Source organism: Polaromonas sp. Polasp52 (assembly GCF_059491565.1).
This window is the reverse complement of record NZ_CP168513.1, coordinates 2,191,768-2,212,566: the sequence shown is the minus strand read 5'-3', so window position 1 is coordinate 2,212,566 and position 20,799 is coordinate 2,191,768. Positions and strand designations below refer to the sequence as shown.

Sequence of the window (20,799 nt, the reverse complement as noted above, 5' to 3'; positions counted from 1 at the left end):
TGCGTTGTTTACTGCGGCGTGATCTTCGCGCCGGTCAGCTTTTCCTGCGCCTTCACCAGTGCCGGAACAAACTCCTTGCCGTAGCCCAGCGCGCTGGCGGTCACCAGGCTCTGGTGCACGGCCTCGCCGACCATAGACGGCACCTTGACCATCTCGGCCAGGTGGGTGTAGTAGCGCAAGTCCTTGCGCGCGTTGTCGAGCTCGAACTTGAGGCCGGCAAAATCGCCGCCCAGGGTTTTGGCCATGGCCTGGAACAGGCCTGAGTTCACCGCGCCGGCGGACACCACGTCGACCAGTTTTTGCGGCTCGATGCCGGCCAGCGCGCCCACGGCAAAGGCTTCGGCCGTGGCCGTGCAGATGGCCTGGGCAACGAAGTTGTTGAGCAGCTTGACCACATGGCCGGCGCTGGGGCCGCCCACGTGGAAGATGTTTTCGCAGTAAGCCGCCAGCACCGGTCGGATCCTGTCGAACACCGCCTGCTCGGCACCCACCATGGTGTTGAGCTTGCCGAGCTCGGCCTCCACCGGCGTGCGCGCCAGCGGCGCATCGACCAGGATGGCGCCATGCTGCGCGCACAAAGCGGCCAGGCGGCGCGTGGACTCGGGCTCGCTGGTCGAGGTGTCGATCACGACCAGGCCGGCCCTGGCCTTGGACAGCACGCCGTTGGGGCCCTGCAAGGTTTCTTCTACCTGGGGCGAGCCGGTCACGCAAATCACGACGGCGTCGCAGGTGCCAAGTTCGGCCGGGCCGAACGCCTGTTTCGCGCCGGCGGCCAGCAGGTCGGCTACGCGCTCCCTGTTGCGGTGCACGGTCAGGCTGAGCTGGAAGCCTTTGGCCAGCAGGTTGCGCGCGATGCCGTGGCCCATCATTCCCGATGCGCCTATGACGCCTATGTGTTTCATGTTGTCTCCTGGAAAAGTGGTGGTGAATGGAATGAAACGGAGGGCCTCAGTACAAGCCCTTGACCCGCGCCTGCAGCCGCGCCAGGCCCAGCAGGGCGTTGGTGGAGGGCGTGGGCACGGCCGTCAACTGGCCCAGTTCGCGCACGGCGCTCACGAGCGCGTCGAGCTCGACGGGCTTGCCGGCCTCCACGTCCTGCAGCATGGAGGTCTTGAAGGCGCCCAGCTTGCGTGTGATGACATGGCGCTCCTCGGGGGTCTGATTAATGGGGATGCCTATGCGCGCGCCGATTTCCTTGGCCTCCAGCATGATGCTGTGGGTAAAGGCGGTCACGAGCTCGTCGTCGAGCACGCGGTCCATGGTCGCGCCGGTCAGCGCGCTGATCGGGTTGGCCGTCATATTGCCCCAGAGTTTGAACCAGATGTCTTTCTGGATCTGGTCCGACACCGGGGCTTCGAAGCCGGCCTTTTCGAGCCGCGCGGCCAGTTGCAGCACGCGGGCGGTCTTCTCGCCCGAAGGCTCGCCAATGATGAGTTTGTTGCCGAAGTGGTGGTGCACCTGGCCGGGCTCGTCGAGCGAGCAGCTCGCATGCACCACACAGCCCACGATGTGCCGGGCCGGAATCGCCTCGGCGATCTCGCCCGCCGGATCTACTGAGCTGAGGCGCTGGCCGGCCAGCGCGCCGCCAAAGCCTTGCAAAAACCACCAGGGCACGCCGTTCATGGCCGTCAGCACCAGGGTGTCCGGGCCCAGCAGCGGCGCGATCTGGCGCGCGACTTCGGGCAGCGAGGGCGCCTTGACGGCCAGCACCACCATGTCCTGCACACCGAGTTCGGCCGGCCGGGCGCTGGAGGCCACGGCCTGCGAGCTGACCGTGCCGCCCTGGTTGAGTCTCAGGCCGTGCAGCTGCAAGGCTTCGAGTGTGCCGCCGCGTGCCACCACGCTGACGCTGCAGCCGGCGCGCGCCAGCCCCATACCTATCCAGCCGCCTATGGCGCCCGCGCCGTAAATACATACCTTCATGCTGCTGCCCATGGTTCTCTTGATCACAAAAAAACGGCCGCCCGGCGTAAAGGGCGGCGCCTGCTCACCATCAGGGGAAGGGCTTAGCCTTCCGGTGTAAAGCCCACAGCTTTGACCAAGGGGCCCCACAGCTCGGTGTCGGCCTTGAGCATGGCGGCCAGTTGGGCCGGCGAGGTGGGCGCCGGCTCCAGGAAGGACACGGCCAGTCCGTCGATCACGTCCTGAGAGGCCAGCGCGCTGCGTATGCCGGCGTTCAGGCGCTGCACCACATCCTGCGGCGCCTTGGCCGGCAGGAAAAAGCCGAACCACTCGGTGAAGGCCAAGTCCTTGAAACCCTGCTCCACGAGCGTGGGCGTGTTCGGCGTGAAGCGGCTGCGTTTGGGGCCGCTGGTGGAGAGCAGGCGGCATTTGCCGGCCGCCACATGCTGGGTGAATTCGCCGGTGGGGCCCGACACGGCGGCGATCTGCCCGCCCACCATGTCGAGCACCGCGGGCTGGGTGCCGCGGAAGGCGACGTGGCGCAGGTCGACGTTGCCGGCACGGCCCAGCAGCGCGCCTATGAAGTGCGGCGAGGAGCCGGCCGCCGGCGAGCCGAAGTTGGCCTGGCCGGGGTTGGCCTTGCACCAGGCGAGGAAGTCGGGCACGGTCTTGACGCTGGCCGGCACCATGGGGCCGACGGCAAAGCCGTAGTCAAAAATCGCCGCGGCCGAGACCGGCGTCAGGTCGGCCACCGGGTCGTAGGGCAGCTTCTTGTAAGTGTGGGGGTAGATGCCCAGCATGGACATGGGCGTGAGCAGCACCGTCGCGCCGTCGGGCGCGGCCGTCTTGACGAACTGCACGGCGATCTGCCCGCCCGCGCCGGTTTTGTTCTCGACCACCGCGCTTTTGGCATAGCCGGGGTGCAGTTTGTCGGCCACGCGGCGCGAGACGATGTCGGCGGTGCCGCCGGGCGCGAAGCCGGCGATGACCTTGGTGCTGTCAAGGGCCTGGGCCCAGGCCTGCCGGCCTATGCCGGCGAGCAGGGCGGCGGCGCTGGAAGACTGTATGAGCTGGCGGCGCGAAATGTTCATGGTGCGGTGTCCTCAAGAAAGCGATGGGGGTCGGGTCGGCGGGGAAATACAGCAAAAGGCCATTGTCTGTGCAAGCGCGCAATTATGCTGAGCCGGCGGGATTCCGCCAGGCGGCCAGCTTGTCGGGCCGGCGCCTCCCGCATCATGATCAAACCCAAAACCTGGTTATTTATACAGTAATATCACGTATGGCCAAAGACAAGACGATTTACACCTGCAGCGAATGCGGCGGCAGCAGCCCCAAGTGGCTGGGCAAGTGCCCGCACTGCAATGCCTGGAACACGCTGGTCGAGTCGGCCGCCGAGAGCGGCGCGCCGGCCAAGAACCGCTACAGCAGCCAGTTCCAGTCGCTGGCCAAGGCCTCCGACGTGACCGCCCTGTCCGACATCGAAGCCACCGACATGGAGCGCACGCCCACCGGCCACGAAGAGCTGGACCGCGTGCTGGGCGGCGGCATCGTGGAAGGTGGCGTGGTGCTGATAGGCGGCGACCCGGGCATAGGCAAATCCACGCTGCTGCTGCAGGCGCTTGATTCGCTGCAGCGCGCCGGGCTCAACACCCTGTATGTCACCGGTGAAGAAAGCGGCGCGCAGGTCGCGTTGCGCTCGCGCCGGCTCGGGCTGGATGGCTCGCAGGTCAAGGTGCTGGCCGAGATCCAGCTTGAAAAAATCCTCGCCACGCTGGAAGCCACCCAGCCGGCGATTGCCGTCATCGACTCCATCCAGACCGTGTATTCCGACCAGCTGACTTCCGCGCCCGGCTCGGTCGCGCAGGTGCGCGAATGCGCGGCCCACCTCACGCGCGCGGCCAAGTCCAGCGGCGTGTGCATCGTGCTGGTGGGCCATGTGACCAAAGAAGGAGCGCTGGCCGGCCCGCGCGTGCTCGAGCACATGGTGGACACCGTGCTCTACTTTGAAGGCGACACGCATTCGAGCTTTCGCCTGGTGCGCGCCATCAAGAACCGCTTCGGTGCGGTCAACGAGATCGGCGTGTTCGCGATGACCGAAAAAGGCCTCAAGGGCGTGGCCAATCCGAGCGCCATCTTTTTGAGCCAGCACAGCGAACCCGTGCCCGGCAGCTGCGTGCTGGTCACGCTGGAAGGCACGCGCCCCATGCTGGTTGAAATCCAGGCGCTGGTCGACAACGGCGGGCCCAGCCCGCGGCGCCTCTCGGTGGGCCTGGACCGCGACCGCCTGGCCATGCTGCTGGCGGTACTGCACCGCCATGCGGGCGTGGCCTGCATGGACCAGGACGTGTTTGTCAATGCCGTGGGCGGCGTGCGCATCAGCGAGCCGGCCGCCGACCTGTCCGTGATGCTGGCCATCACCTCGTCCCTGCGCGGCAAGCCGCTGCCCAAGGGTTTTATCGCCTTTGGCGAAGTGGGGCTGGCCGGCGAGGTGCGGCCGGCCCCGCGCGGCCAGGAGCGCCTGAAGGAGGCTGCCAAGCTGGGCTTTAGCGTGGCCGTGGTGCCCAAGGCCAACGCGCCCAAAAAGCCCATCGAAGGCCTGACCATCCACGCGGTGGAGCGGGTGGAAGAGGCAATGAACGTGGTGCGCGGCCTGGGCTGAGGCGTTGCACAATCAGTGCCATGAAACTCGCCGCCATTTCCGACATCCACGGCAACCTGCCGGCGCTGGAGGCCGTGCTGGCCGACATCGAAGGCCGGGGCGTGGACCAGGTGGTGAACCTCGGCGACATCCTCAGCGGGCCGCTGCAGCCGGCCGAAACGGCTGACTTGCTGATGGCGCGCGGCTTTCCCACGATTCGCGGCAACCACGAACGGCAGGTGCTGGAGCTGATCGACCAGGGCCAGTACCTGGACCCCCGGAGCACCGACGGCTACACGGCGGCCCAGCTGGGCTCGGCGCATCTGGCATGGATACGCTCGCTGCCCGAAAGCCTGGAGCTGGCCGGCGGCGACATCCTGCTGTGCCACGGCACGCCGGCCAGCGACCTGATTTACTGGCTGGAAACCACCGTCCCGGGCTTCGGCGCGGGCCATGCCACGGGCATACGCCCGGCCACGGCCGATGAAGTGCGCGAGCGCCTGGGCGCCACAGCGCAGTCCGGGCATACGCTGGTCCTGTGCGGCCACACCCATGTGCCGCGTTTGGCGCAGTGCGGCGATGTGCTCATCGTCAACCCCGGCAGCGTCGGCCTGCAGGCTTATGACGACGCGCACCCGCATCCGCATGTGGTGGAAAACGGCGCGCCGCATGCGCGCTATGCCATCGCTGAAAAAACCGGCGTGGGCTGGCGCGTCGATCTGCGCGCCGTGCCTTACGACCACCTGGCGCAGTCGCGGGTGGCGGCCAGCCGTGGGCGCGGCGACTGGGCGCATGCGCTGGCCACGGGCTGGGCCGCGCGCGCGGGCTGAATCCCCGTTTTGCCGCCGCTCAGGCGCCTACGCAGTCCCCGCAGCCGGCCGCCGGGCCGGGGCTGCGAAAATAGCGCCATGAACTTCCAGAAAATCCTTGTTCCCGTGGCCGGCGTCGCGGCCGTTGTGCTGGGCTACCGCTTTTACGGCTGGGCCGGTGTGGCCGCGGTAGCCGGCGGCCTGGTGATGTGGGTGCTGCTGCATTTCAGCCGCATGATGCAGATCCTCAAACGCGCGGCCAACCGCCCCATAGGGTATGTCGACAGCGCGGTCATGCTCAATGCCAAGCTCAAGCCCGGCATGACGCTGCTGCACGTCGTGGCCATGACGCGGGCGCTGGGCGAGCGGCTTTCGCCCAAGGATGAGCAGCCCGAGATCTTCCGCTGGGCCGATGCCGGCGAATCCAGGGTCACCTGCACCTTTGTGGGTGGCAAGCTGGCCCACCATGAGCTTTTCAGGCCCGCGCAGGACGCGGCGGCGCCCGCCCCGTAAAATCGCCAATTCAGGTTTTTCGGGCGGCGCCCCGCGCGCGCCCGGCTTCCCGCATCACCCCACATAGAACAGGATTCCCATCATGCCCCCAGTAGCACCCTCCATGGCAGACCGCGACGGCAAAATCTGGATGGACGGCCAGATGGTCGATTGGCGCGACGCCAAGATCCACGTGCTGAGCCACACCCTGCATTACGGCTGCGGCGCTTTTGAAGGCGTGCGCGCCTACAACGCGGCCGGCGGCACGGCGGTTTTCCGCCTTGAAGAGCACACCGAGCGCCTCTTCAACAGCGCCAAGATCCTGCGCATGAAGATTCCGTTCACCCAGGAAGAAGTCAACGAAGCCACCAAAGCCGTGGTGCGCGAGAACAAGCTGGAGTCCTGCTACATCCGTCCGCTGACCTGGATAGGCTCGCAAAAACTCGGCGTCAGCCCCAAGGGCAACCAGATCCACCTGATGGTCGCGGCCTGGGCCTGGGGCGCCTACCTCGGCGAAGAGGGCATGAAGCGCGGCATACGCGTGAAGACTTCGAGCTACACGCGCCACCACGTCAACATCACCATGACGCAGGCCAAGGCGGTGAGCAACTACACCAACTCCATCCTGGCCAATATGGAAGCGCTGGACGACGGCTACGACGAGGCGCTGCTGCTGGACGCCTCGGGTTTCGTCAGCGAAGGCGCGGGCGAGAATATTTTTGTGGTCAAGGGCGGCGTGGTCTACACACCCGACCTCTCGGCCGGCGCGCTCAACGGCATCACGCGCAACACCATCCTGCACATCTGCAAGGACCTGGGCCTGGAGCTGGTGCAAAAGCGCATCACGCGCGACGAGGTGTATATCTCGGATGAGGCCTTTTTCACCGGCACCGCCGCCGAAGTCACGCCTATCCGCGAACTCGACCGCATTGAAATCGGCGCCGGCTCGCGCGGCCCCATCACCGAAAAAATCCAGAGTGCCTTCTTTGACATCGTCAACGGCCGCAATCCCAAATACGCCCATTGGCTCGCCAAGGTTTGAACATATCTATGAGCACCTCTTCTTCTGTTGAACTGCTGGCCTCCGACCTGAATGCGCAAGGCGGCGTCTACTGCCCCAACCCCAAGGCCGACATGAAAATCTGGAACAGCCACCCCAAGGTCTACCTGGATGTGGCGCGCACCGGCGAAGCGAAATGCCCCTATTGCGGGACCGTCTACAAATTAAAAGACGGTGAGCATTTCGGTGGCGGGCATTGACCCACCCCCGGAGCGGCCTGTGGCCGCCTCCCCCTCAAGGGGGCGCCACCTGCGGCCCGGCAAAGCCGGTTCCGCGATGGCCCTTGAAGGGAAAATCTAATGCCTGATTCGCTCGTCATCGCACCTCAGTGGATTGGTGACGCCGTCATGACGGAGCCGCTGCTGCGCCGCTTGCATGCGCGCGGCGAGCGCCTCACGGTGGGGGCTTTGCCCTGGGTCGCGCCGGTGTACCGCGCCATGCCGCAGGTGGCCGAGGTCATCGAATTTCCTTTTGCGCACGGCGGCCTGCAGTTCCGGGAACGCCGGGCGATCGCCAAACGCATTGAAGGCCGTTTCGACAAAGCCTATGTGTTGCCCAACTCGCTGAAAAGCGCGCTGCTGCCCTTTCTGGCCAGCATTCCCGAGCGCATAGGCTACTTCGGCGAGGCGCGCGTGGGCCTGCTCACGCACCGGCTCAAGAACCCCAAGAACAAGCCGCCCATGGTGGCGTTTTATTCGGCCTTGAGCGGGGAGGGCGATCTCGACAAGGACACACCGCGGCTGCAGATGGCGCCGGCCGAAATCGACCAGGCGCTGGCCGAACTGGGCTTGCGGCGCGGCGGCTATTACGTGTTTGCGCCGGGCGCCGAGTATGGGCCTGCCAAGCGCTGGCCGGCCCGCCATTTCTCGGAGCTGGCCGCGCGGCTGGACTTGCCGGTGGTACTGCTGGGCTCAGGCAAGGAAGCGGCGCTGTGCGAGGAAATCGCCGCGCCCGTGAATGCGGCGCAAGCCGGCCACTGCCTGAATTTCGCGGGCAAGACCTCGCTGGTGCAGGCGCTGTGCCTGATCGCCGCCTGCAAAAGCACGATCAGCAACGACTCGGGCCTGATGCATGTGGCGGCGGCTTTCGGCGTGCCGCAGGTCGCGATTTTCGGTTCGTCCAGCCCGTTGCACACGCCGCCGCTGAGCGGCAAGGCCAGCGTGCTCTGGCTCAAGGCCGATGCGGATTACCAGCCGCCGCTGGACTGCGCGCCTTGTTTTGAACGCGAATGCCCGCTGGGCCACACGCGTTGCCTGAACGACATCAGCGCCGACCGTGTGCTGGCGGCGCTGGCGCCGATGCCCTAGCCCGGGAAGGCGGACAGGGGCGCCACACCTGGCTTGGCCTGTGTCGACGTGCGTGCCACATTCATGACCCAGCACACCATCACGAAGTAGCCGACCAGGCTCACCAGCTCGACCACGCCCTGTTCGCCAAAGGTTTTGACCGCCGCGGCATAGGTCGCGTCGCTGCAGCCGTGCTGGCGCAGCACTTCGAAGCTCAGGTCCAGCGCGACGGCTTCGTCTTCGGCCATGCCGCGCGGCTGGCGGCCGTCGGCAATCGCGTCCACGGTGGCCTGGGCCACGCCCGCGGCCACCGCCAGCGGCGCATGCATCAGCCATTCGAACTGGTTGGCGGTGTGGCGGGCCGCCACGCAGGTCGCGAGTTCGCGTATGCGCGCGTCCAGCGTGCTCTCAAAACGCAGGTAGGCGCCCACGTCACCGACGCGGCCCATGAGCTGCGGGCTGCGCAGCAGCGGGATGAAGGGGCCGAACACGGCCTTGCGCGGCCCGGCGATGATGGCATCGGCGGCTTCGCGTTGCGCGGGCGACATGGCCTCGCGCGGCATCAGCGGCATGCGGTCCGCGGTGGACGGGAAAAAGCCCTGGGGGATGCTGGCGGGCTGGGGCGTGGCGGCGGTGCTCATGGCTTGCGGTCCTGTGCTGAGAAGGAGGCCCTAGGGTATCAAAGCCTGCGCTGCCTGGCACCGGGGCAAAAAAAAGGCCACCTCGCGGTGGCCTGTTGAAAGTTCTCCTGGATGGGAGAACGTCGTTGGGAGACCAAAAAATGCTTCACCGACGTCTGGTTTTTATTTCCCTGTTTCCCTCGAATTGCGGGTGTTGTGACAGCAACGACCGCAACTGTCGGTGATCGCGCAGGGTTTGACCATTCTCCAAATAGAGGAGACGGCGGGGATTTCAGCTGAATCGGCGCAAGTTCGTGACTTATTTCACGCTGCGGGCTGGGCGACCGCATGGGCCACGGGCAACTCCACGATGAAGGACGCGCCGCCGCCGGGTCGTGCCTCGCAGCGCACGTTGCCGCCATGACGCTGGCTGATGGACTTGACCAGCGCCAGGCCCAGGCCCACGCCGCCCTCCCGCTCGCTGGCGCCGGGCAGGCGGTAAAAAGGCTCGAAGATGCGTTCGCGCTGGCCGGCCGGAACGCCCGGGCCGCGGTCGTGCACCTTGACCACGGCCAGCTGTTTGGCGCCGACGCGGGTTTGTGCGAGTTCGAGGTTGATCTCGCCGGTGCTGTAGCGCCTGGCGTTTTCCAGCAGGTTGCGGATCAGCCGGCGCAGCAGGCGCGGCGAGCCCTGCACGGTCAGGCTGTGGCTGGCGGCGTCCAGCCCCAGGCCGGCGGCCGGCTGCTGGCCGAGTTCCGCGCTGAGTTCGGCGTTGACGCGCGCGCATTCCTCGGCCGCCAGTCCCGTGAGGTCCAGGGTTTCAAAGGGCTCCGCGTCGGCCTGCTTGGCGTCCAGGCGGCTGGCCAGCAGGATTTCGTCGATCAGCTGGTCGAGCTCGTTGATGCTGCGCGAGATTTCCTTGCGCTGGGGCGAGGCGGCGTCGGTGCCCATGAGTTCCAGGCCCATGCGAATGCGTGCCAGCGGCGAGCGCAATTCATGCGAGGCGTTGGCCAGCAGTGACTTGTGCGACTCCATCAGGGTTTCGATGCGTTCGGCCGCATGGTTGAAGCGCCCGGCCAGGAAGGCCACCTCGTCCTTGCCGTCGGCATTGACGCGGGCCGACAGGTCGCCTGCGCCCCAGCGCTCCACGCCGCGTTGCAGGGCCTCGAGCCGCTGCGTCAACCGCCGCATGACGGGGTAGGCGCCCACGGCCACGGCCAGGCCGACCAGGCCCAGCATCCAGCCGAAGCCGAAACCAAAAGGCGGGCGCATCCAGGGGTTGCCCGGCGGGCGCTTGGGCCGGGGCAGCAGCAGGTTCAGGGTCTGGCCGTCATTGGTCACGACGTCGAACTCCAGGTCATCGCCGAGCTTGCGGTCGGGCCGGGTCTGCGCCGTGCCTATGACTTCGCCCTTGTCGTTGTGCACCAGCACTTCGCGTATCGGCAGCAGCGGCGGGTCGGCGCTCAGGCGCCAGGCCGCGCCGACCAGGAAAGTCAGCACGACCACGGTGGCGACAACCGCCAGCCATATACGTACATAGAGGTGCGAAGTGAAACGGCCCCACATGAAGATCAGTCCTGCTGCTTGGCGAACACATAACCCACGCCGCGCACGGTGAGTATGCGTTTGGGATCCTTGGCGTCGGCCTCGATGGCGCTGCGGATGCGGCCCATATGCACGTCGATGGATCGGTCGAAGGCCTCGAGTTCGCGGCCGCGCACGGCTTCCATGATCTGGTCGCGGCTGAGCACTCGGCCGGCGCGTTCGGCCAGCGCCACCAGCAGGTCGAACTGGTAGGAGGTCAGTTCGCAGGGGCTGCCCGACACCGAGACGGTGCGCGCATCGCGGTCGATTTCCAGCGAGCCGAAGCGCATGACCTTGTGGCCGCCGTTGGCCGCGGCGCTGGCGGTGTCGCCGCCGCGGCGCAGCACGGCGCGTATGCGCGCCAGTAGCTCGCGCGGCTCAAACGGCTTGGGCAGGTAGTCGTCGGCGCCGATTTCCAGGCCGACGATGCGGTCCATGGGGTCGCCCTTGGCGGTGAGCATGAGCACCGCGGTGTTGGCGCTGTCGCTGCCCTGGCCCTTGATGCGCCGGCAGACTTCCAGGCCGTCCATGTCGGGCAGCATCAGGTCCAGGATGACCAGGTCGGGGGTGTTGCCTTCCAGCGCGGCGAGCCCGCTCGCGCCGTCGGCCGCGTGGGTGAAGCCATAGCCCGACTGGCGCAGGTACTCGCCCACCATGCTGGCCAGGCGGGCGTCGTCTTCGATCATCAGGAGTTGTTGGGTCATGGAGAGGTCCTCGGTTGCAGGGTGTGTTCCCCGGGGTGGAACACGATGGGTTCATGCTGCGCCGCACGCAACAATCGCGCTTGAAGCCATCGTAAAGTTACGGTAAACCGGGGTGGCAGTCCACCAGCATACTCCGCTGCGCGGGTATCTGGCAGCTGTTTTGAAGCTATTAATTTAATAGCTGCAGGTGCCTGTTCCTATTGGGATTTCGGAGGCTGAAGCCGCGAAGCCAGGGCCACCAGCACGAGCACCGGCAGCCCCAGCAGGGCGGTCGCGGTGAAGAAATGGCTGTAACCGAAGGCGTCCACGTATTTGCCCGAGTAGCCGGCCAGGAACTTGGGCAGCAGCAGCATCATGGAGCTGAACAGCGCGTACTGCGTGGCCGAATAATTGACGTTGGTCAGGCTGGACAGGTAGGCAATGAAGGCGGCCGAGGCAATGCCGCTGGAGAGGTTGTCGGCCGAGATCACGAAAATCAGCGCGCTGACGTCATGGCCGCGCGTGCCCAGCCAGGCGAATAGCAGGTTGCTGGCCGCGCTCAGCACGGCGCCCAGCATCAGCACGCGCATCACGCCCAGGCGCATGGCCATGGCGCCGCCGATAAAGGCGCCGGCCAGCGTCATGACGACGCCGTAAATCTTGGTTACCGCCGCTACTTCGTCCTTGGTATAGCCCATGTCCACGTAAAACGGGTTGGCCATGATGCCCATGACGACGTCGCTGATGCGGTAGATGGCGATCAGCGCGAGGATCACGATAGCCTGCTTGCCGTACCGCTTGAGGAACTCGGCGAACGGCACGTAAAAGGCATGGTCGAACCAGACGGCGGCCGGCACCAGCCGCGCCGGCAGTGCGACGCGAATACCTGTTTTGGCCAGGCCGATGATGGCCAGCACGTAGATGGGCAGCGGCAACAGGTAGGCGCTGAGGGCCAGGTCGTACGCCCGCACCACCACGCCGGGCACGGCCAGCAGCAACAGCACGAGGAGCGCCAGCGTCGCAAACAGCACCGCGCCGTAGAGGGGAATGCCGGTGGCGGCAAAACGCGCGCGGGTCGCCGCGGTTTCAGCGTCGCTTTCGGCGCGGGCGCGCTCTGCGGGCTCCGCCGAAAACAGCACGGTGATGATGCCCGGGAGCATGGAGACCGCCATGACCAGGTAAGCGGTCTGCCATGCGCCGGGCTGGTAGGCCGCGGCGTTGGGGACTTCGGCGCGCGCGGCGATCCACAGCACGCCGGCCCCGGCCCAGATCATGGCGATGCGGTAGCCGGTCTGGTAGGCCGCTGCCAGCGCCGCCTGGCGTTTGGCATCCGCGGATTCGATGCGAAAGGCGTCGAGCGCGATATCCTGCGTGGCCGAGCCAAAGGCCACGGCCAGCGCGCACCACACCATGGGCTGCAGGGACAGCTTGGGGTCGTTCAGCGCCATGCCGCACAGTGCGCCGATGATGGTGAGCTGCGCCAGCAGCAACCAGCTGCGGCGGCGCCCCAACAGGCGTGTGAGCACCGGTATCGGCAAACGGTCGACCAGCGGCGCCCATACCCATTTGAAGCCGTAGGCCAAGCCTATCCAGCTTAGGAATCCTATGGTGGTGCGGTCAATGCCCGCCTCGCGCAGCCAGAAGCTCAGCGTGCCAAAAACCAGTAACAGCGGCAGGCCCGCCGAAAAGCCGAGCAGCAGCATGCGCAGCGTGGCGCGCTCGGCGTACACACGCCAGACGCTGGCCCACGATACCGGGGCGGCGCTGGAAGATTCGGGGACGGAAGAGGCGGTGCCTGGTGCCAAGGTGGCGGAGGGGGTTTTGTCTGACATGGCCATTTCGATTTGTGACTATTATTCACCCATGTGCTTTTTATGCGATGCCAAACACTCCGCCTGGCCCGGCCGCCGGGCATTTCTGCTGGCCGCCGCCGGCACCGCGGCGACGGCCGCCACCATGCCGCTGCGCGCCCAGGTGGATGTCGGGCCCGCGTCCCAGCTGCGCAACCTGGTGCCCGCCGACGAGATTGAAAGCGCCGCCACCCAGGAATACAGCAAGCTGCTGGCCGAAGCCCGCGCCAAGGGCGCGCTGGCGCCACAGGGCAATCCGCAGCTGCAACGGCTGCGCGCCATCGCCGCCAGGCTGGTGCCGCAGACCACCCAATGGAACGACCGCGCCAAACAATGGCGCTGGGAGGTCAACCTGCTGGGCAGCAAACAGATCAACGCGTTTTGCATGCCGGGCGGCAAGATCGCTTTTTATACCGGCATCCTCGACCAGCTCAAGCTGACCGACGACGAGGCGGCCATGATCATGGGCCACGAAATGGCCCACGCGCTGCGCGAGCACGCCCGCGCGCGCATCGCCAAAAGCCAGGGCACGGGCACCTTGCTGTCGCTGGGCGCGCAGTTGCTGGGCTGGGGCCAGGTCGGCGACCTGGCCGCCAGCATAGGCACGCAGCTGCTGACGCTGCGGTTTAGCCGCGAGGACGAAACCGATGCCGACCTGGTGGGCCTGGAGCTGGCCGCGCGCGGCGGCTACAACCCGCAGGCGGCCGTCAGCCTGTGGGAAAAGATGGGCCAGGCCGGCGGCGGATCTTCCGGCCCGAGCTTTCTGTCCACCCATCCTTCCGGCCCTGAGCGCATCCAGCAACTGCAGGCCAATGTGCCCAAGGTACAAGCCCTTTATCAACGCGCCCGCAGCTAAGCAGGCTGGCCGTCTCCGGTAACCGGTTTGACGCAGCGCGCCGCCCTCTTTTCACGCGCCTGGTGGCGGGCTTTTCGCCCCGCGCGCACCCGCATCAACACGCGCGAGCGCCTGCGCCTGGTGGCGGGTTCGCTGTTTGGCATCTTCCTGACGGGGCTGCTGTGCCATCTGGCCGGCTGGGTGCTGCCCGGCCTGCCCTGGCTGGTGGCGCCGCTGGGGGCCAGCGCGGTGCTGATCTTTGCCGTGCCGGCCAGCCCCATGGCGCAGCCCTGGCCGGTGGTGGGCGGCAACACGCTGTCGGCGCTGGCCGGCATCGCCGGAGTGCACGGCGCGCACCTGCTGGGTTCGCCCGAACTGGCCGCGGCCCTGGCGGTGGCCACGGCGATTGCGCTGATGCTGGCGCTGCGCTGCCTGCACCCGCCGGGCGGCGCCACGGCGCTGATGATGGTGCTGGGCGGCATCTCCAGCCCGGTGTTCGCCTTTTATCCCGTGATGCTCAATTCGGTGCTGCTGGTGCTCATGGGCATCCTCTACAACAATGCGACGCGGCGCGCCTACCCGCACACGCAGCTGCCCCCGCCGGGTGCGGCGCCCTCGGTCCAGGACCGGCAGCTCGACGCCGACCTGGACGCCGTGCTGGCACGCTACAACCAGGTGCTGGACGTGAGCCGCGACGACCTCAAGGCCCTGCTGGCCGAAACGCGGCTGCGCGCCTACGACCGAAAGCTGGCCGAGGTGCGCTGCGAAGACATCATGTCGCGCGAGCTGGTGACGGTGGAATTCGGCACGCCGCTTGAGGAGGCCTGGGCCCTGCTGAGGGAGCGCCGCATCAAGGCGCTGCCGGTGGTGGACCGCGGCTTTCGCATCGCCGGCATCATCACGGTGGCGGACTTCATGCGCGCCGCCGACCTGGACCTGTACGAAGGCTTTGACGCTAAGCTCAGGCAGCTGGTGCGCAGCACGCGCAGCGTGTATTCGGACAAGCCCGAGGTCGTGGGGCAGATCATGACCCGCAACGTGCGCGTGGCGGGCCGGCAGCGCCGGCTGGTGGAGCTGGTGCCGCTGTTCGGCAGCACCGGCCACCACCACATCCCCATCATTGGTGAGGGTGAGCGGCTGGTCGGGATTATTACCCAGTCGGATCTGGTCGCGGCGCTCGGGAAGGCGGCCGACCCGTCAGCTTGACCAAGGGCTTAGCGCGTGATGAATGAGGTCGAAGGTATTCAATTTATGCGCGTTTGTGGATGTAATTCTCTGCATACCAAGGCATAAGGTTTAAAGGGGTTGCCTTGTGCGGTTTTCGCGCCGGATGGACCCGCGCCAAAGGGGCGTCCAGGGCGGCAACCACTCGTACTTGTCCTACGCTGCTTTTTGATACTTGCGCCTTAAGATGGGCCGCATGAGCCCTCCTCTTCTTCCAGGACAAGCCGCCTTTCTCGCGCGGTGGCGGGCCGCGGACGCACGGCGGGCACCCTCCATCCCGATGCCATGACGCGCACCGATCCGGCCCTGATCGCATTCCTGGAGGAGCAACGCGCCGATTACACCCGCTCCCTGCCGCGCCGCCTGGAGCAGGTCGGGCTGCTCTGGCAGCAGATTCTGCGGGGCGAGGACCTGGCCCAGGCTTTGCCGGCGCTGGAGCGCCATGCGCACAGCCTGGCGGGCTCCGCGGCGACTTTCGGCTGGGCGGAACTCGGACTGGCCGCACAGGCGCTGGAATTGGCCCTGAGCCCCCACGTCGGCATGGAGCAGGCGCTGGCGCCCGAGGTGCGGGCCGAAGTGGGCCGGGCCGTTGAGCAATTGCAGCAGCGCTTTCACGGCGCTGCCTGACACGTCGCGAAGGAACTGCCCATGCCATCCTCCGCCATCTTCCTGAAAAAGATCAAAGTCGCGATGGCCGGCGGTGTGGTGCTCATGGGCGTGGTGGGCACGGCGTCCTATATGGCCATCAGCCGCCTGCTGGAAACGGCGCAGTCCCGCGTGCGGACCGAGGACACGCTGGTGACGCTGGAGCGCGTGGACTCCAGCCTGCGAACGGCCGAGTCCACGCTGCGCCAGTACCTGCTGAGCGGCCGCGAGGACGACCTGGCGGCCTTCCAGGAAGCCCGGGTCGAACTGCGCGCCGTCAGGGCCCGCACGCGCAGTGCCAATGTGCTGCAGGAGTCGGCGGATTTTGACGAATTGATCAACCAGCGCGCCCAGACCGCGAACCAGGCCATCGCGGCGCGCCAGGCAGGCGGCCCCGAGGCCGCGGCGGCCGTCCTGGCCAGCCAGGCGAGCCGTGATTTGCGCCTGCGCACCAATGCGCTGCTCGAAGGCGCGCGCAACCGCGAGTCCTACAAATGGCGTGACGCGCAGGCAGCGGCCGAGCGCAGCGCGCAGTGGGCGCTGAGCCTCATCGTGGCCGCCAGCGCCCTGTTCTTCGCCATGCTGGGCTGGGTGGTTTATGTGGTCAAGCATTACGAGCAGGTGCGAAAAAGCGGCGAGGCCCAGCTGCGCGACAGCGAAGCCATGAGCCGCAGCATCACCGAAGGCATGGTGGAGGCTGTGATCACCACCACCTCGGAGGACATCGTGCTGGAGGCCAATGCCGCCGCGCTGCAGCTTTTCGGCTATGAGCGCAGTGAGCTGGTGGGTCGCGACGTCTCGGAACTGGTGCCCGAGCGCCTGCGCGGCCAGTACAAGGAATTCACCGCGATGATGCATGCACGGCCCGGGGCCTTCCGGATCTCCGGGCGTGAAGTGCTGGCCTTGCGCAAGGACGGCACCGAATTCCCGGTCAGCGTGTCCTTCAGCGACGTGCAGGTGGGCGGGCGGCGCGTGTTCACCGCCCTGATGCACGACATCACCGAAAGCAAGCGCATTACCAAGGCCCTGCGGGCCAGCGAGTCGCAGCTGCGCCAGGTCACCGATACGGTGCCGGCCCTGATCGCCTACCTGGACACCGACCAGCGCTTTCGCTTTCATAACCGGGCCTATGAGGACAACTTCGGCCTGAGCTACGAGCAGATCGACGGCAAGCCGCTGGCCGACGTGCTGGGCCCCCAGGTGTATGAAACGGTGCGGGAAAAGGTGGATGAAGTCCTGACCGGGCATACGGTGCGTTACGAGCGCACGCAGGTCACGCCACAGGGCGAGCGCAGGCACTACGCGATGCAGTATTTCCCGCGCTACGGCGAAGGCTCGGCGGCGGAAAAGGTGATCGGCTTTTTCTCGCTGGGCACCGACATCACCGAGCTCAAGCGCATAGACCGCATGAAGACCGAGTTTGTTTCCACCGTCAGCCACGAACTGCGCACGCCGCTCACTTCGATACGCGGTTCGCTGGGCCTGATCTCGGGCGGCGTGGCCGGCCAGTTGCCCGATGCCGTCAAGAGCCTGGTGACCATTGCGCAAAACAACTGCGAGCGCCTGATCCGGCTGATCAACGACATCCTGGACAGCGAAAAAATCGAATCCGGCAAGCTGCGCCTGGACTTGCAGGTGGTGGACCTGCGGCAGCTGGTGCAGCAGACGCTGGTCGCCAACGAGGGTTTTGCCAGCCAGCATGGCGTGAGTCTGGTGATGCGGGCGCCCGAGGCGGCCTTGCACGTGCGCGTCGACAGCGACCGCATGACCCAGGTGCTGACCAACCTGCTGTCCAACGCCGTGAAGTTTTCGCCCAAGGCCGGCGTGGTGGAGGTCAGGCTTTCGCGCACGGCACAGAAAGTGCGGGCGGAGGTGGTCGACGCCGGCCCCGGCATTCCGGAGGAATTCAGTTCCCGCATCTTCCAAAAGTTCTCGCAGGCCGACTCCTCCGACACCCGCCAGAAAGGCGGAACCGGCCTGGGCCTGAATATTTCCCGCGCCCTGGTCGAAAAAATGGGCGGCACCATCGGTTTTTCGAGCAAGGCGGGCGTGGGCACCACCTTCTTTTTTGAGATGCCCGAATGGACCAACCCGGTGCCGCTGCTCAAGCCCCTGCGGCCGCCCGCGGTGTCGTCGCGCCCGCGCATCCTGATCTGCGAGGGCGACCCCGACGTGGCCCGGCTCATCAGCATGATGCTGGGCAAGGCCGGCTTTGATTCGGACATGACCTACAGCGCCGAGGAGGCGCTGGCCAGCCTGGCCTCCAACAGCTACGACGCGGTGACGGTGGACCTCAAGCTGCCCGGCCAGAACGGCGTGTCCTTCATCGGCCAGCTGCGCGAGGACGAGAGTACGCGCAACCTGCCCGTCGTGGTCATTTCGGCCATGGCCGAGCAGGGCGAACTGCAATTCAACCGCAAGCCGCACACGGTTTCGGACTGGCTGAAAAAACCCATCGACGAGCACCTGCTGATCCACAGCCTGCGCCGCGCCGTCGCCAGCCTGGACTCGGGCAAGCCGCGCATCCTGCATGTCGAAGACGACCTGGACATCCAGCGCATCACCGCCGCCATCGCCCAGGAATTCGCGAGCTTCGAATTCGCCGCCACGCTGGACGAGGCCCGCGCCCTGCTGCGCGAGCACACCTTTGACCTAGTGCTGCTGGACCTGGCGCTGGGCAGCCATTCGGGCTGGGACTTGTTTGAGGACATCGACGCGCTGGATCCGCGCCCGCCGGTGATCGTGTTCTCGGCCGGCGACGTGGAACCCTCGGACGGCCGGTATGCCGACGCGGTCCTGGTCAAGGCCCATACCTCAAACACCGAACTGCTCAATACAATCCAGCGAGTCCTCCAGATTCCCGGCGATCCGGGCCCAACCCGTCCCCAAGCCTTGAGTTGAACCATCATGACCAAACCACTGAACCGCATCCTCTATGTTGAAGACGAGCCCGACATCCGCATGGTGGCGCAGATGGCGCTGCAAGCGGTGGGAGGCTTCACCGTGATCGCCTGCGCCTCCGGCCAGGAGGCGCTGGATGCCGCACCCGGCGCCGGGGCCGACCTGCTGCTGCTGGACGTCATGATGCCCGGCATGGACGGCCCCACCACGCTCAAGGGCTTGCGCGAGCTGCCGGCCACGGCCAGCACACCGGTCATTTTCATGACCGCCAAGGTGCAGGCCGCCGAAGTGGCTGTGTACAAGGGCCTGGGCGCGCTGGAGGTGATTCCCAAGCCCTTCGACCCCATGGAGCTGTCCACGCAGATCCAGCGGATCTGGGCTGAACAGAGTTAGGCCCCCACGCTCCCCCACTTCGTGTGGGTCGCTGCCCCCCGAGGGGGCCGCCCGCCTGTGGCCCGGCAAAGCCGGTTCCACGGCTCATGCTGGCCTGAAGAATTCAGGGCGCAACTAGCGGGGGTATCCACCAGCGGGGGCCGAGGGTCCGGCTTCGCCGGCCTGAGGCGCCGCCCCCTCGAGGGGGGAGCAGGCTACACGAAGTGAGCCTGAACGGGGGTGGTTGTCAGAGCTTGAATTCATAATCCACACTCATGGGCGCGTGGTCGGAAAAGCGCTGTTCCTTGTAGATGTGCTCGCTGCGGGCCAGCGCCGCGAAGGCCGGCGTGGCCAGGTGGTAGTCCAGGCGCCAGCCCACGTTCTTCGCATAGGCTTGGCCGCGGTTGCTCCACCAGGTATAGGCCGCGTCGGTCGCCGTGGGCTGCAGCTTGCGGTAGACGTCGACCACGCCGCCGCCCCTGACGGAGGGGCCGGTGCGCTGCGTCAACTCGTCGGCTGCCTCGTTGGCCAGTTCGGCGTCCCGCAGCAGTTCAGTCATCCAGGCGCGTTCCTCGGGCAGGAAGCCGCTGTTCTTTTTATTGCCCTTGAAGTTCTTCAGGTCGATTTCCTGGTGCGCGATGTTGATGTCGCCGCACAGCACGAAGTCGCGCGTTTCCTTCAGGGCCAGCAGGCGGGGGTAAAACTCGGCCAGGAAGCGGAATTTGGCGGCCTGGCGCTCCTCGCCCGAGGAGCCGCTCGGGAAGTAGCAGCTGATGATGGAGAGTTTGGGGCTCAGCTTGCGCCCGGGCCTGTCAAAGCGCAGCTCCACATAGCGCCCTTCGGCGTCGAATTCGGTGGAGCCGTAGCCCACGATCACGTCGCTCGGCTCATGGCGGGTGTAGATGCCCACGCCGGAATAGCCTTTTTTCTCGGCAAAATGAAAATAGCCCTTGAGGCCGGCGATTTCCTCAAAGCGGCCGCTCATGTCGGCGGCCTGGGCCTTGAGCTCCTGCACGCAAATACAATCCGGCATAGACTGCGCAACCCAGTCCAGCAGCCCTTTGCTGGCCGCGGAGCGGATACCGTTGAGGTTGAGGCTGGTCAATTTAAACATGGAACTTCCAATGAGCACGGCAGGGCAACAACAGGACAACAGGGGCGGGGCAACTCCCGCGGACGGCGCGCTGGCACAGGAATTCGTGCAGTTCGCCGTGGAGGCGGGCGTGCTGCGCTTCGGGCAATTCAAGACCAAGGCCGGGCGCATGAGCCCGTATTTTTTCAACGCCGGCCTGTTCGACGACGGGGCCAAGCTGGGACGGCTGGCGCAATTCTATGCGCGTCACCTGCTGGCCGAAGAAAAGCGCACGGGCCTGGCCTTTGACATGATTTTCGGGCCGGCCTACAAGGGCATCCCGCTGGCCGCGGCGGTGGCCATCGAACTCGCGCGGCTGGGGCGCAACTACCCCTTCGCCTACAACCGCAAGGAGGCCAAGGACCACGGCGAAGGCGGCACGCTGGTCGGCGCGCCGGTCAAGGGCCGTGTGCTCATCATTGACGACGTGATGTCCGCCGGCACGGCCGCGCGCGAATCGATCGCCATCATCCAGGCCGCTGGCGCCATTCCCCACGCGGTGGCGCTGGCGCTGGACCGCCAGGAGAAGGCCACGGAAAACGGCGTGGATGTGAGCCATAGTGCCGTGCAATATGTTACGAAACACCTGGGCCTTCAGGTTTGCGCGATTGCGCGCCTGACGGACTTGCTGCAATATCTCTCAGCACAGGGCGACACGCCGGGGTCCGACGGTCCCGATGCACTGTCTCTGAAGACGCATTACCAGGCCGTGCTGGCCTACCGGGAACGCTACGGCGTGGATTAAGGAGTCGATTTGCTCTTGCGA

The 20,799-nt window shown here is 66.4% G+C and carries 20 protein-coding genes; 12 read left to right on the top strand and 8 right to left on the bottom strand.

Translation table 11 applies throughout. The features are described from left to right. Positions 1-8: 8 nt before the first annotated feature. The 3 genes from ACEN9P_RS10360 to ACEN9P_RS10350 form a co-directional block, all read right to left on the bottom strand. Entirely contained in the window at positions 9-902 is an 894-nt protein-coding gene (locus ACEN9P_RS10360; protein ID WP_495621891.1) for an NAD(P)-dependent oxidoreductase, read from the bottom strand. 46 nt (positions 903-948) lie between these two features. Continuing rightward, complete coding sequence (locus ACEN9P_RS10355) at positions 949-1,923, bottom strand: 2-dehydropantoate 2-reductase (protein ID WP_495622162.1); 975 nt, start codon at positions 1,921-1,923, stop codon at positions 949-951. A gap of 83 nt (positions 1,924-2,006) precedes the next feature. After that, positions 2,007-2,993: a Bug family tripartite tricarboxylate transporter substrate binding protein gene (locus ACEN9P_RS10350; RefSeq protein ID WP_495621890.1), complete on the bottom strand. Its 987-nt coding sequence runs from the start codon at positions 2,991-2,993 to the stop codon at positions 2,007-2,009. A gap of 188 nt (positions 2,994-3,181) precedes the next feature. Here ACEN9P_RS10350 and radA point away from each other — a divergent pair, with 188 nt between their 5' ends. The 6 genes from radA (at position 3,182) to waaF (ending at position 8,208) form a co-directional block, all read left to right on the top strand. After that, positions 3,182-4,561, top strand: coding sequence for a DNA repair protein RadA (gene radA / locus ACEN9P_RS10345; RefSeq protein ID WP_007873855.1), 1,380 nt, complete (start codon positions 3,182-3,184; stop codon positions 4,559-4,561). A gap of 20 nt (positions 4,562-4,581) precedes the next feature. Next, complete coding sequence (locus ACEN9P_RS10340) at positions 4,582-5,370, top strand: metallophosphoesterase family protein (protein ID WP_495621889.1); 789 nt, start codon at positions 4,582-4,584, stop codon at positions 5,368-5,370. A 78-nt stretch (positions 5,371-5,448) separates the two neighbouring features. Then, positions 5,449-5,862 carry a glycerate kinase gene (locus tag ACEN9P_RS10335; RefSeq protein ID WP_477664174.1) on the top strand — a complete coding sequence of 138 codons (414 nt, stop codon included), beginning with the start codon at positions 5,449-5,451 and terminating at the stop codon, positions 5,860-5,862. Positions 5,863-5,944: 82 nt separating this feature from the next. Then, a complete protein-coding gene (locus ACEN9P_RS10330) occupies positions 5,945-6,883 on the top strand; it encodes a branched-chain amino acid transaminase (RefSeq protein ID WP_007873858.1) in 939 nt (312 codons plus the stop codon). Positions 6,884-6,891: 8 nt separating this feature from the next. Beyond that, entirely contained in the window at positions 6,892-7,101 is a 210-nt protein-coding gene (locus tag ACEN9P_RS10325; protein ID WP_074578284.1) for a zinc-finger domain-containing protein, read from the top strand. Positions 7,102-7,200: 99 nt separating this feature from the next. Further along, positions 7,201-8,208 (top strand): lipopolysaccharide heptosyltransferase II, encoded by a 1,008-nt coding sequence (gene waaF / locus ACEN9P_RS10320; protein WP_495621888.1) that lies wholly within the window; start codon positions 7,201-7,203, stop codon positions 8,206-8,208. Here waaF and ACEN9P_RS10315 read toward each other — a convergent pair. The 4 genes from ACEN9P_RS10315 to ACEN9P_RS10300 form a co-directional block, all read right to left on the bottom strand. After that, complete coding sequence (locus ACEN9P_RS10315; RefSeq protein ID WP_495621887.1) at positions 8,205-8,828, bottom strand: carboxymuconolactone decarboxylase family protein; 624 nt, start codon at positions 8,826-8,828, stop codon at positions 8,205-8,207. The two genes, waaF and ACEN9P_RS10315, sit on opposite strands and share 4 nt — an antisense overlap. A 303-nt stretch (positions 8,829-9,131) precedes the next feature. Then, complete coding sequence (locus ACEN9P_RS10310) at positions 9,132-10,373, bottom strand: ATP-binding protein (RefSeq protein ID WP_477664171.1); 1,242 nt, start codon at positions 10,371-10,373, stop codon at positions 9,132-9,134. Between the two features lie 5 nt (positions 10,374-10,378). Beyond that, positions 10,379-11,095: a response regulator gene (locus ACEN9P_RS10305; protein WP_074578280.1), complete on the bottom strand. Its 717-nt coding sequence runs from the start codon at positions 11,093-11,095 to the stop codon at positions 10,379-10,381. A 197-nt stretch (positions 11,096-11,292) separates the two neighbouring features. Further along, positions 11,293-12,906 carry an AmpG family muropeptide MFS transporter gene (locus ACEN9P_RS10300; protein ID WP_495621886.1) on the bottom strand — a complete coding sequence of 538 codons (1,614 nt, stop codon included), beginning with the start codon at positions 12,904-12,906 and terminating at the stop codon, positions 11,293-11,295. A 31-nt stretch (positions 12,907-12,937) separates the two neighbouring features. Here ACEN9P_RS10300 and ACEN9P_RS10295 point away from each other — a divergent pair, with 31 nt between their 5' ends. The 5 genes from ACEN9P_RS10295 to ACEN9P_RS10275 all read left to right on the top strand — a co-directional run bounded on the left by ACEN9P_RS10295 (position 12,938) and on the right by ACEN9P_RS10275 (position 18,922). Beyond that, positions 12,938-13,780, top strand: a complete 843-nt coding sequence (locus ACEN9P_RS10295) for a M48 family metallopeptidase (protein WP_477664168.1) — start codon at positions 12,938-12,940, stop codon at positions 13,778-13,780. A 27-nt stretch (positions 13,781-13,807) separates the two neighbouring features. Further along, the gene (locus ACEN9P_RS10290; protein WP_495621885.1) at positions 13,808-14,965 is read left to right on the top strand and encodes an HPP family protein; all 1,158 of its coding nucleotides are present in this window, start codon (positions 13,808-13,810) and stop codon (positions 14,963-14,965) included. A gap of 303 nt (positions 14,966-15,268) precedes the next feature. Then, positions 15,269-15,610, top strand: a complete 342-nt coding sequence (locus ACEN9P_RS10285) for an Hpt domain-containing protein (RefSeq protein WP_477664166.1) — start codon at positions 15,269-15,271, stop codon at positions 15,608-15,610. Positions 15,611-15,631: 21 nt separating this feature from the next. Then, positions 15,632-18,529 (top strand): PAS domain S-box protein, encoded by a 2,898-nt coding sequence (locus tag ACEN9P_RS10280; protein WP_495621884.1) that lies wholly within the window; start codon positions 15,632-15,634, stop codon positions 18,527-18,529. Positions 18,530-18,535: 6 nt separating this feature from the next. Further along, positions 18,536-18,922 carry a response regulator gene (locus ACEN9P_RS10275; RefSeq protein ID WP_074578274.1) on the top strand — a complete coding sequence of 129 codons (387 nt, stop codon included), beginning with the start codon at positions 18,536-18,538 and terminating at the stop codon, positions 18,920-18,922. Positions 18,923-19,148: 226 nt separating this feature from the next. On the opposite strand, the gene ACEN9P_RS10270 is transcribed toward ACEN9P_RS10275, so the two are convergent. Then, on the bottom strand, positions 19,149-20,015 hold the full coding sequence (locus ACEN9P_RS10270) for an exodeoxyribonuclease III (protein WP_495621883.1): 867 nt from the start codon (positions 20,013-20,015) through the stop codon (positions 19,149-19,151). A gap of 10 nt (positions 20,016-20,025) precedes the next feature. Between ACEN9P_RS10270 and pyrE the strand changes: the two genes are divergently transcribed. Next, the gene (gene pyrE, locus ACEN9P_RS10265) at positions 20,026-20,778 is read left to right on the top strand and encodes an orotate phosphoribosyltransferase (RefSeq protein WP_495622161.1); all 753 of its coding nucleotides are present in this window, start codon (positions 20,026-20,028) and stop codon (positions 20,776-20,778) included. The last annotated feature ends 21 nt before the right edge of the window (positions 20,779-20,799 follow it).

Bases quoted from the DNA above. Each gene is read 5' to 3' on its own strand.
- ACEN9P_RS10295 (WP_477664168.1), top strand. From the start codon at position 12,938: ATGTGCTTTTTATGCGATGCCAAACACTCCGCCTGGCCCGGCCGCCGG.
- ACEN9P_RS10355 (WP_495622162.1), bottom strand. From the start codon at position 1,923: ATGAAGGTATGTATTTACGGCGCGGGCGCCATAGGCGGCTGGATAGGT.
- radA (WP_007873855.1), top strand. From the start codon at position 3,182: ATGGCCAAAGACAAGACGATTTACACCTGCAGCGAATGCGGCGGCAGC.
- ACEN9P_RS10270 (WP_495621883.1), bottom strand. From the start codon at position 20,015: ATGTTTAAATTGACCAGCCTCAACCTCAACGGTATCCGCTCCGCGGCC.
- ACEN9P_RS10335 (WP_477664174.1), top strand. From the start codon at position 5,449: ATGAACTTCCAGAAAATCCTTGTTCCCGTGGCCGGCGTCGCGGCCGTT.
- ACEN9P_RS10300 (WP_495621886.1), bottom strand. From the start codon at position 12,906: ATGTCAGACAAAACCCCCTCCGCCACCTTGGCACCAGGCACCGCCTCT.
- ACEN9P_RS10285 (WP_477664166.1), top strand. From the start codon at position 15,269: ATGACGCGCACCGATCCGGCCCTGATCGCATTCCTGGAGGAGCAACGC.
- ACEN9P_RS10275 (WP_074578274.1), top strand. From the start codon at position 18,536: ATGACCAAACCACTGAACCGCATCCTCTATGTTGAAGACGAGCCCGAC.
- ACEN9P_RS10325 (WP_074578284.1), top strand. From the start codon at position 6,892: ATGAGCACCTCTTCTTCTGTTGAACTGCTGGCCTCCGACCTGAATGCG.
- ACEN9P_RS10360 (WP_495621891.1), bottom strand. From the start codon at position 902: ATGAAACACATAGGCGTCATAGGCGCATCGGGAATGATGGGCCACGGC.
- ACEN9P_RS10340 (WP_495621889.1), top strand. From the start codon at position 4,582: ATGAAACTCGCCGCCATTTCCGACATCCACGGCAACCTGCCGGCGCTG.
- ACEN9P_RS10280 (WP_495621884.1), top strand. From the start codon at position 15,632: ATGCCATCCTCCGCCATCTTCCTGAAAAAGATCAAAGTCGCGATGGCC.
- waaF (WP_495621888.1), top strand. From the start codon at position 7,201: ATGCCTGATTCGCTCGTCATCGCACCTCAGTGGATTGGTGACGCCGTC.
- ACEN9P_RS10305 (WP_074578280.1), bottom strand. From the start codon at position 11,095: ATGACCCAACAACTCCTGATGATCGAAGACGACGCCCGCCTGGCCAGC.
- ACEN9P_RS10330 (WP_007873858.1), top strand. From the start codon at position 5,945: ATGCCCCCAGTAGCACCCTCCATGGCAGACCGCGACGGCAAAATCTGG.
- ACEN9P_RS10350 (WP_495621890.1), bottom strand. From the start codon at position 2,993: ATGAACATTTCGCGCCGCCAGCTCATACAGTCTTCCAGCGCCGCCGCC.
- pyrE (WP_495622161.1), top strand. From the start codon at position 20,026: ATGAGCACGGCAGGGCAACAACAGGACAACAGGGGCGGGGCAACTCCC.
- ACEN9P_RS10315 (WP_495621887.1), bottom strand. From the start codon at position 8,828: ATGAGCACCGCCGCCACGCCCCAGCCCGCCAGCATCCCCCAGGGCTTT.
- ACEN9P_RS10310 (WP_477664171.1), bottom strand. From the start codon at position 10,373: ATGTGGGGCCGTTTCACTTCGCACCTCTATGTACGTATATGGCTGGCG.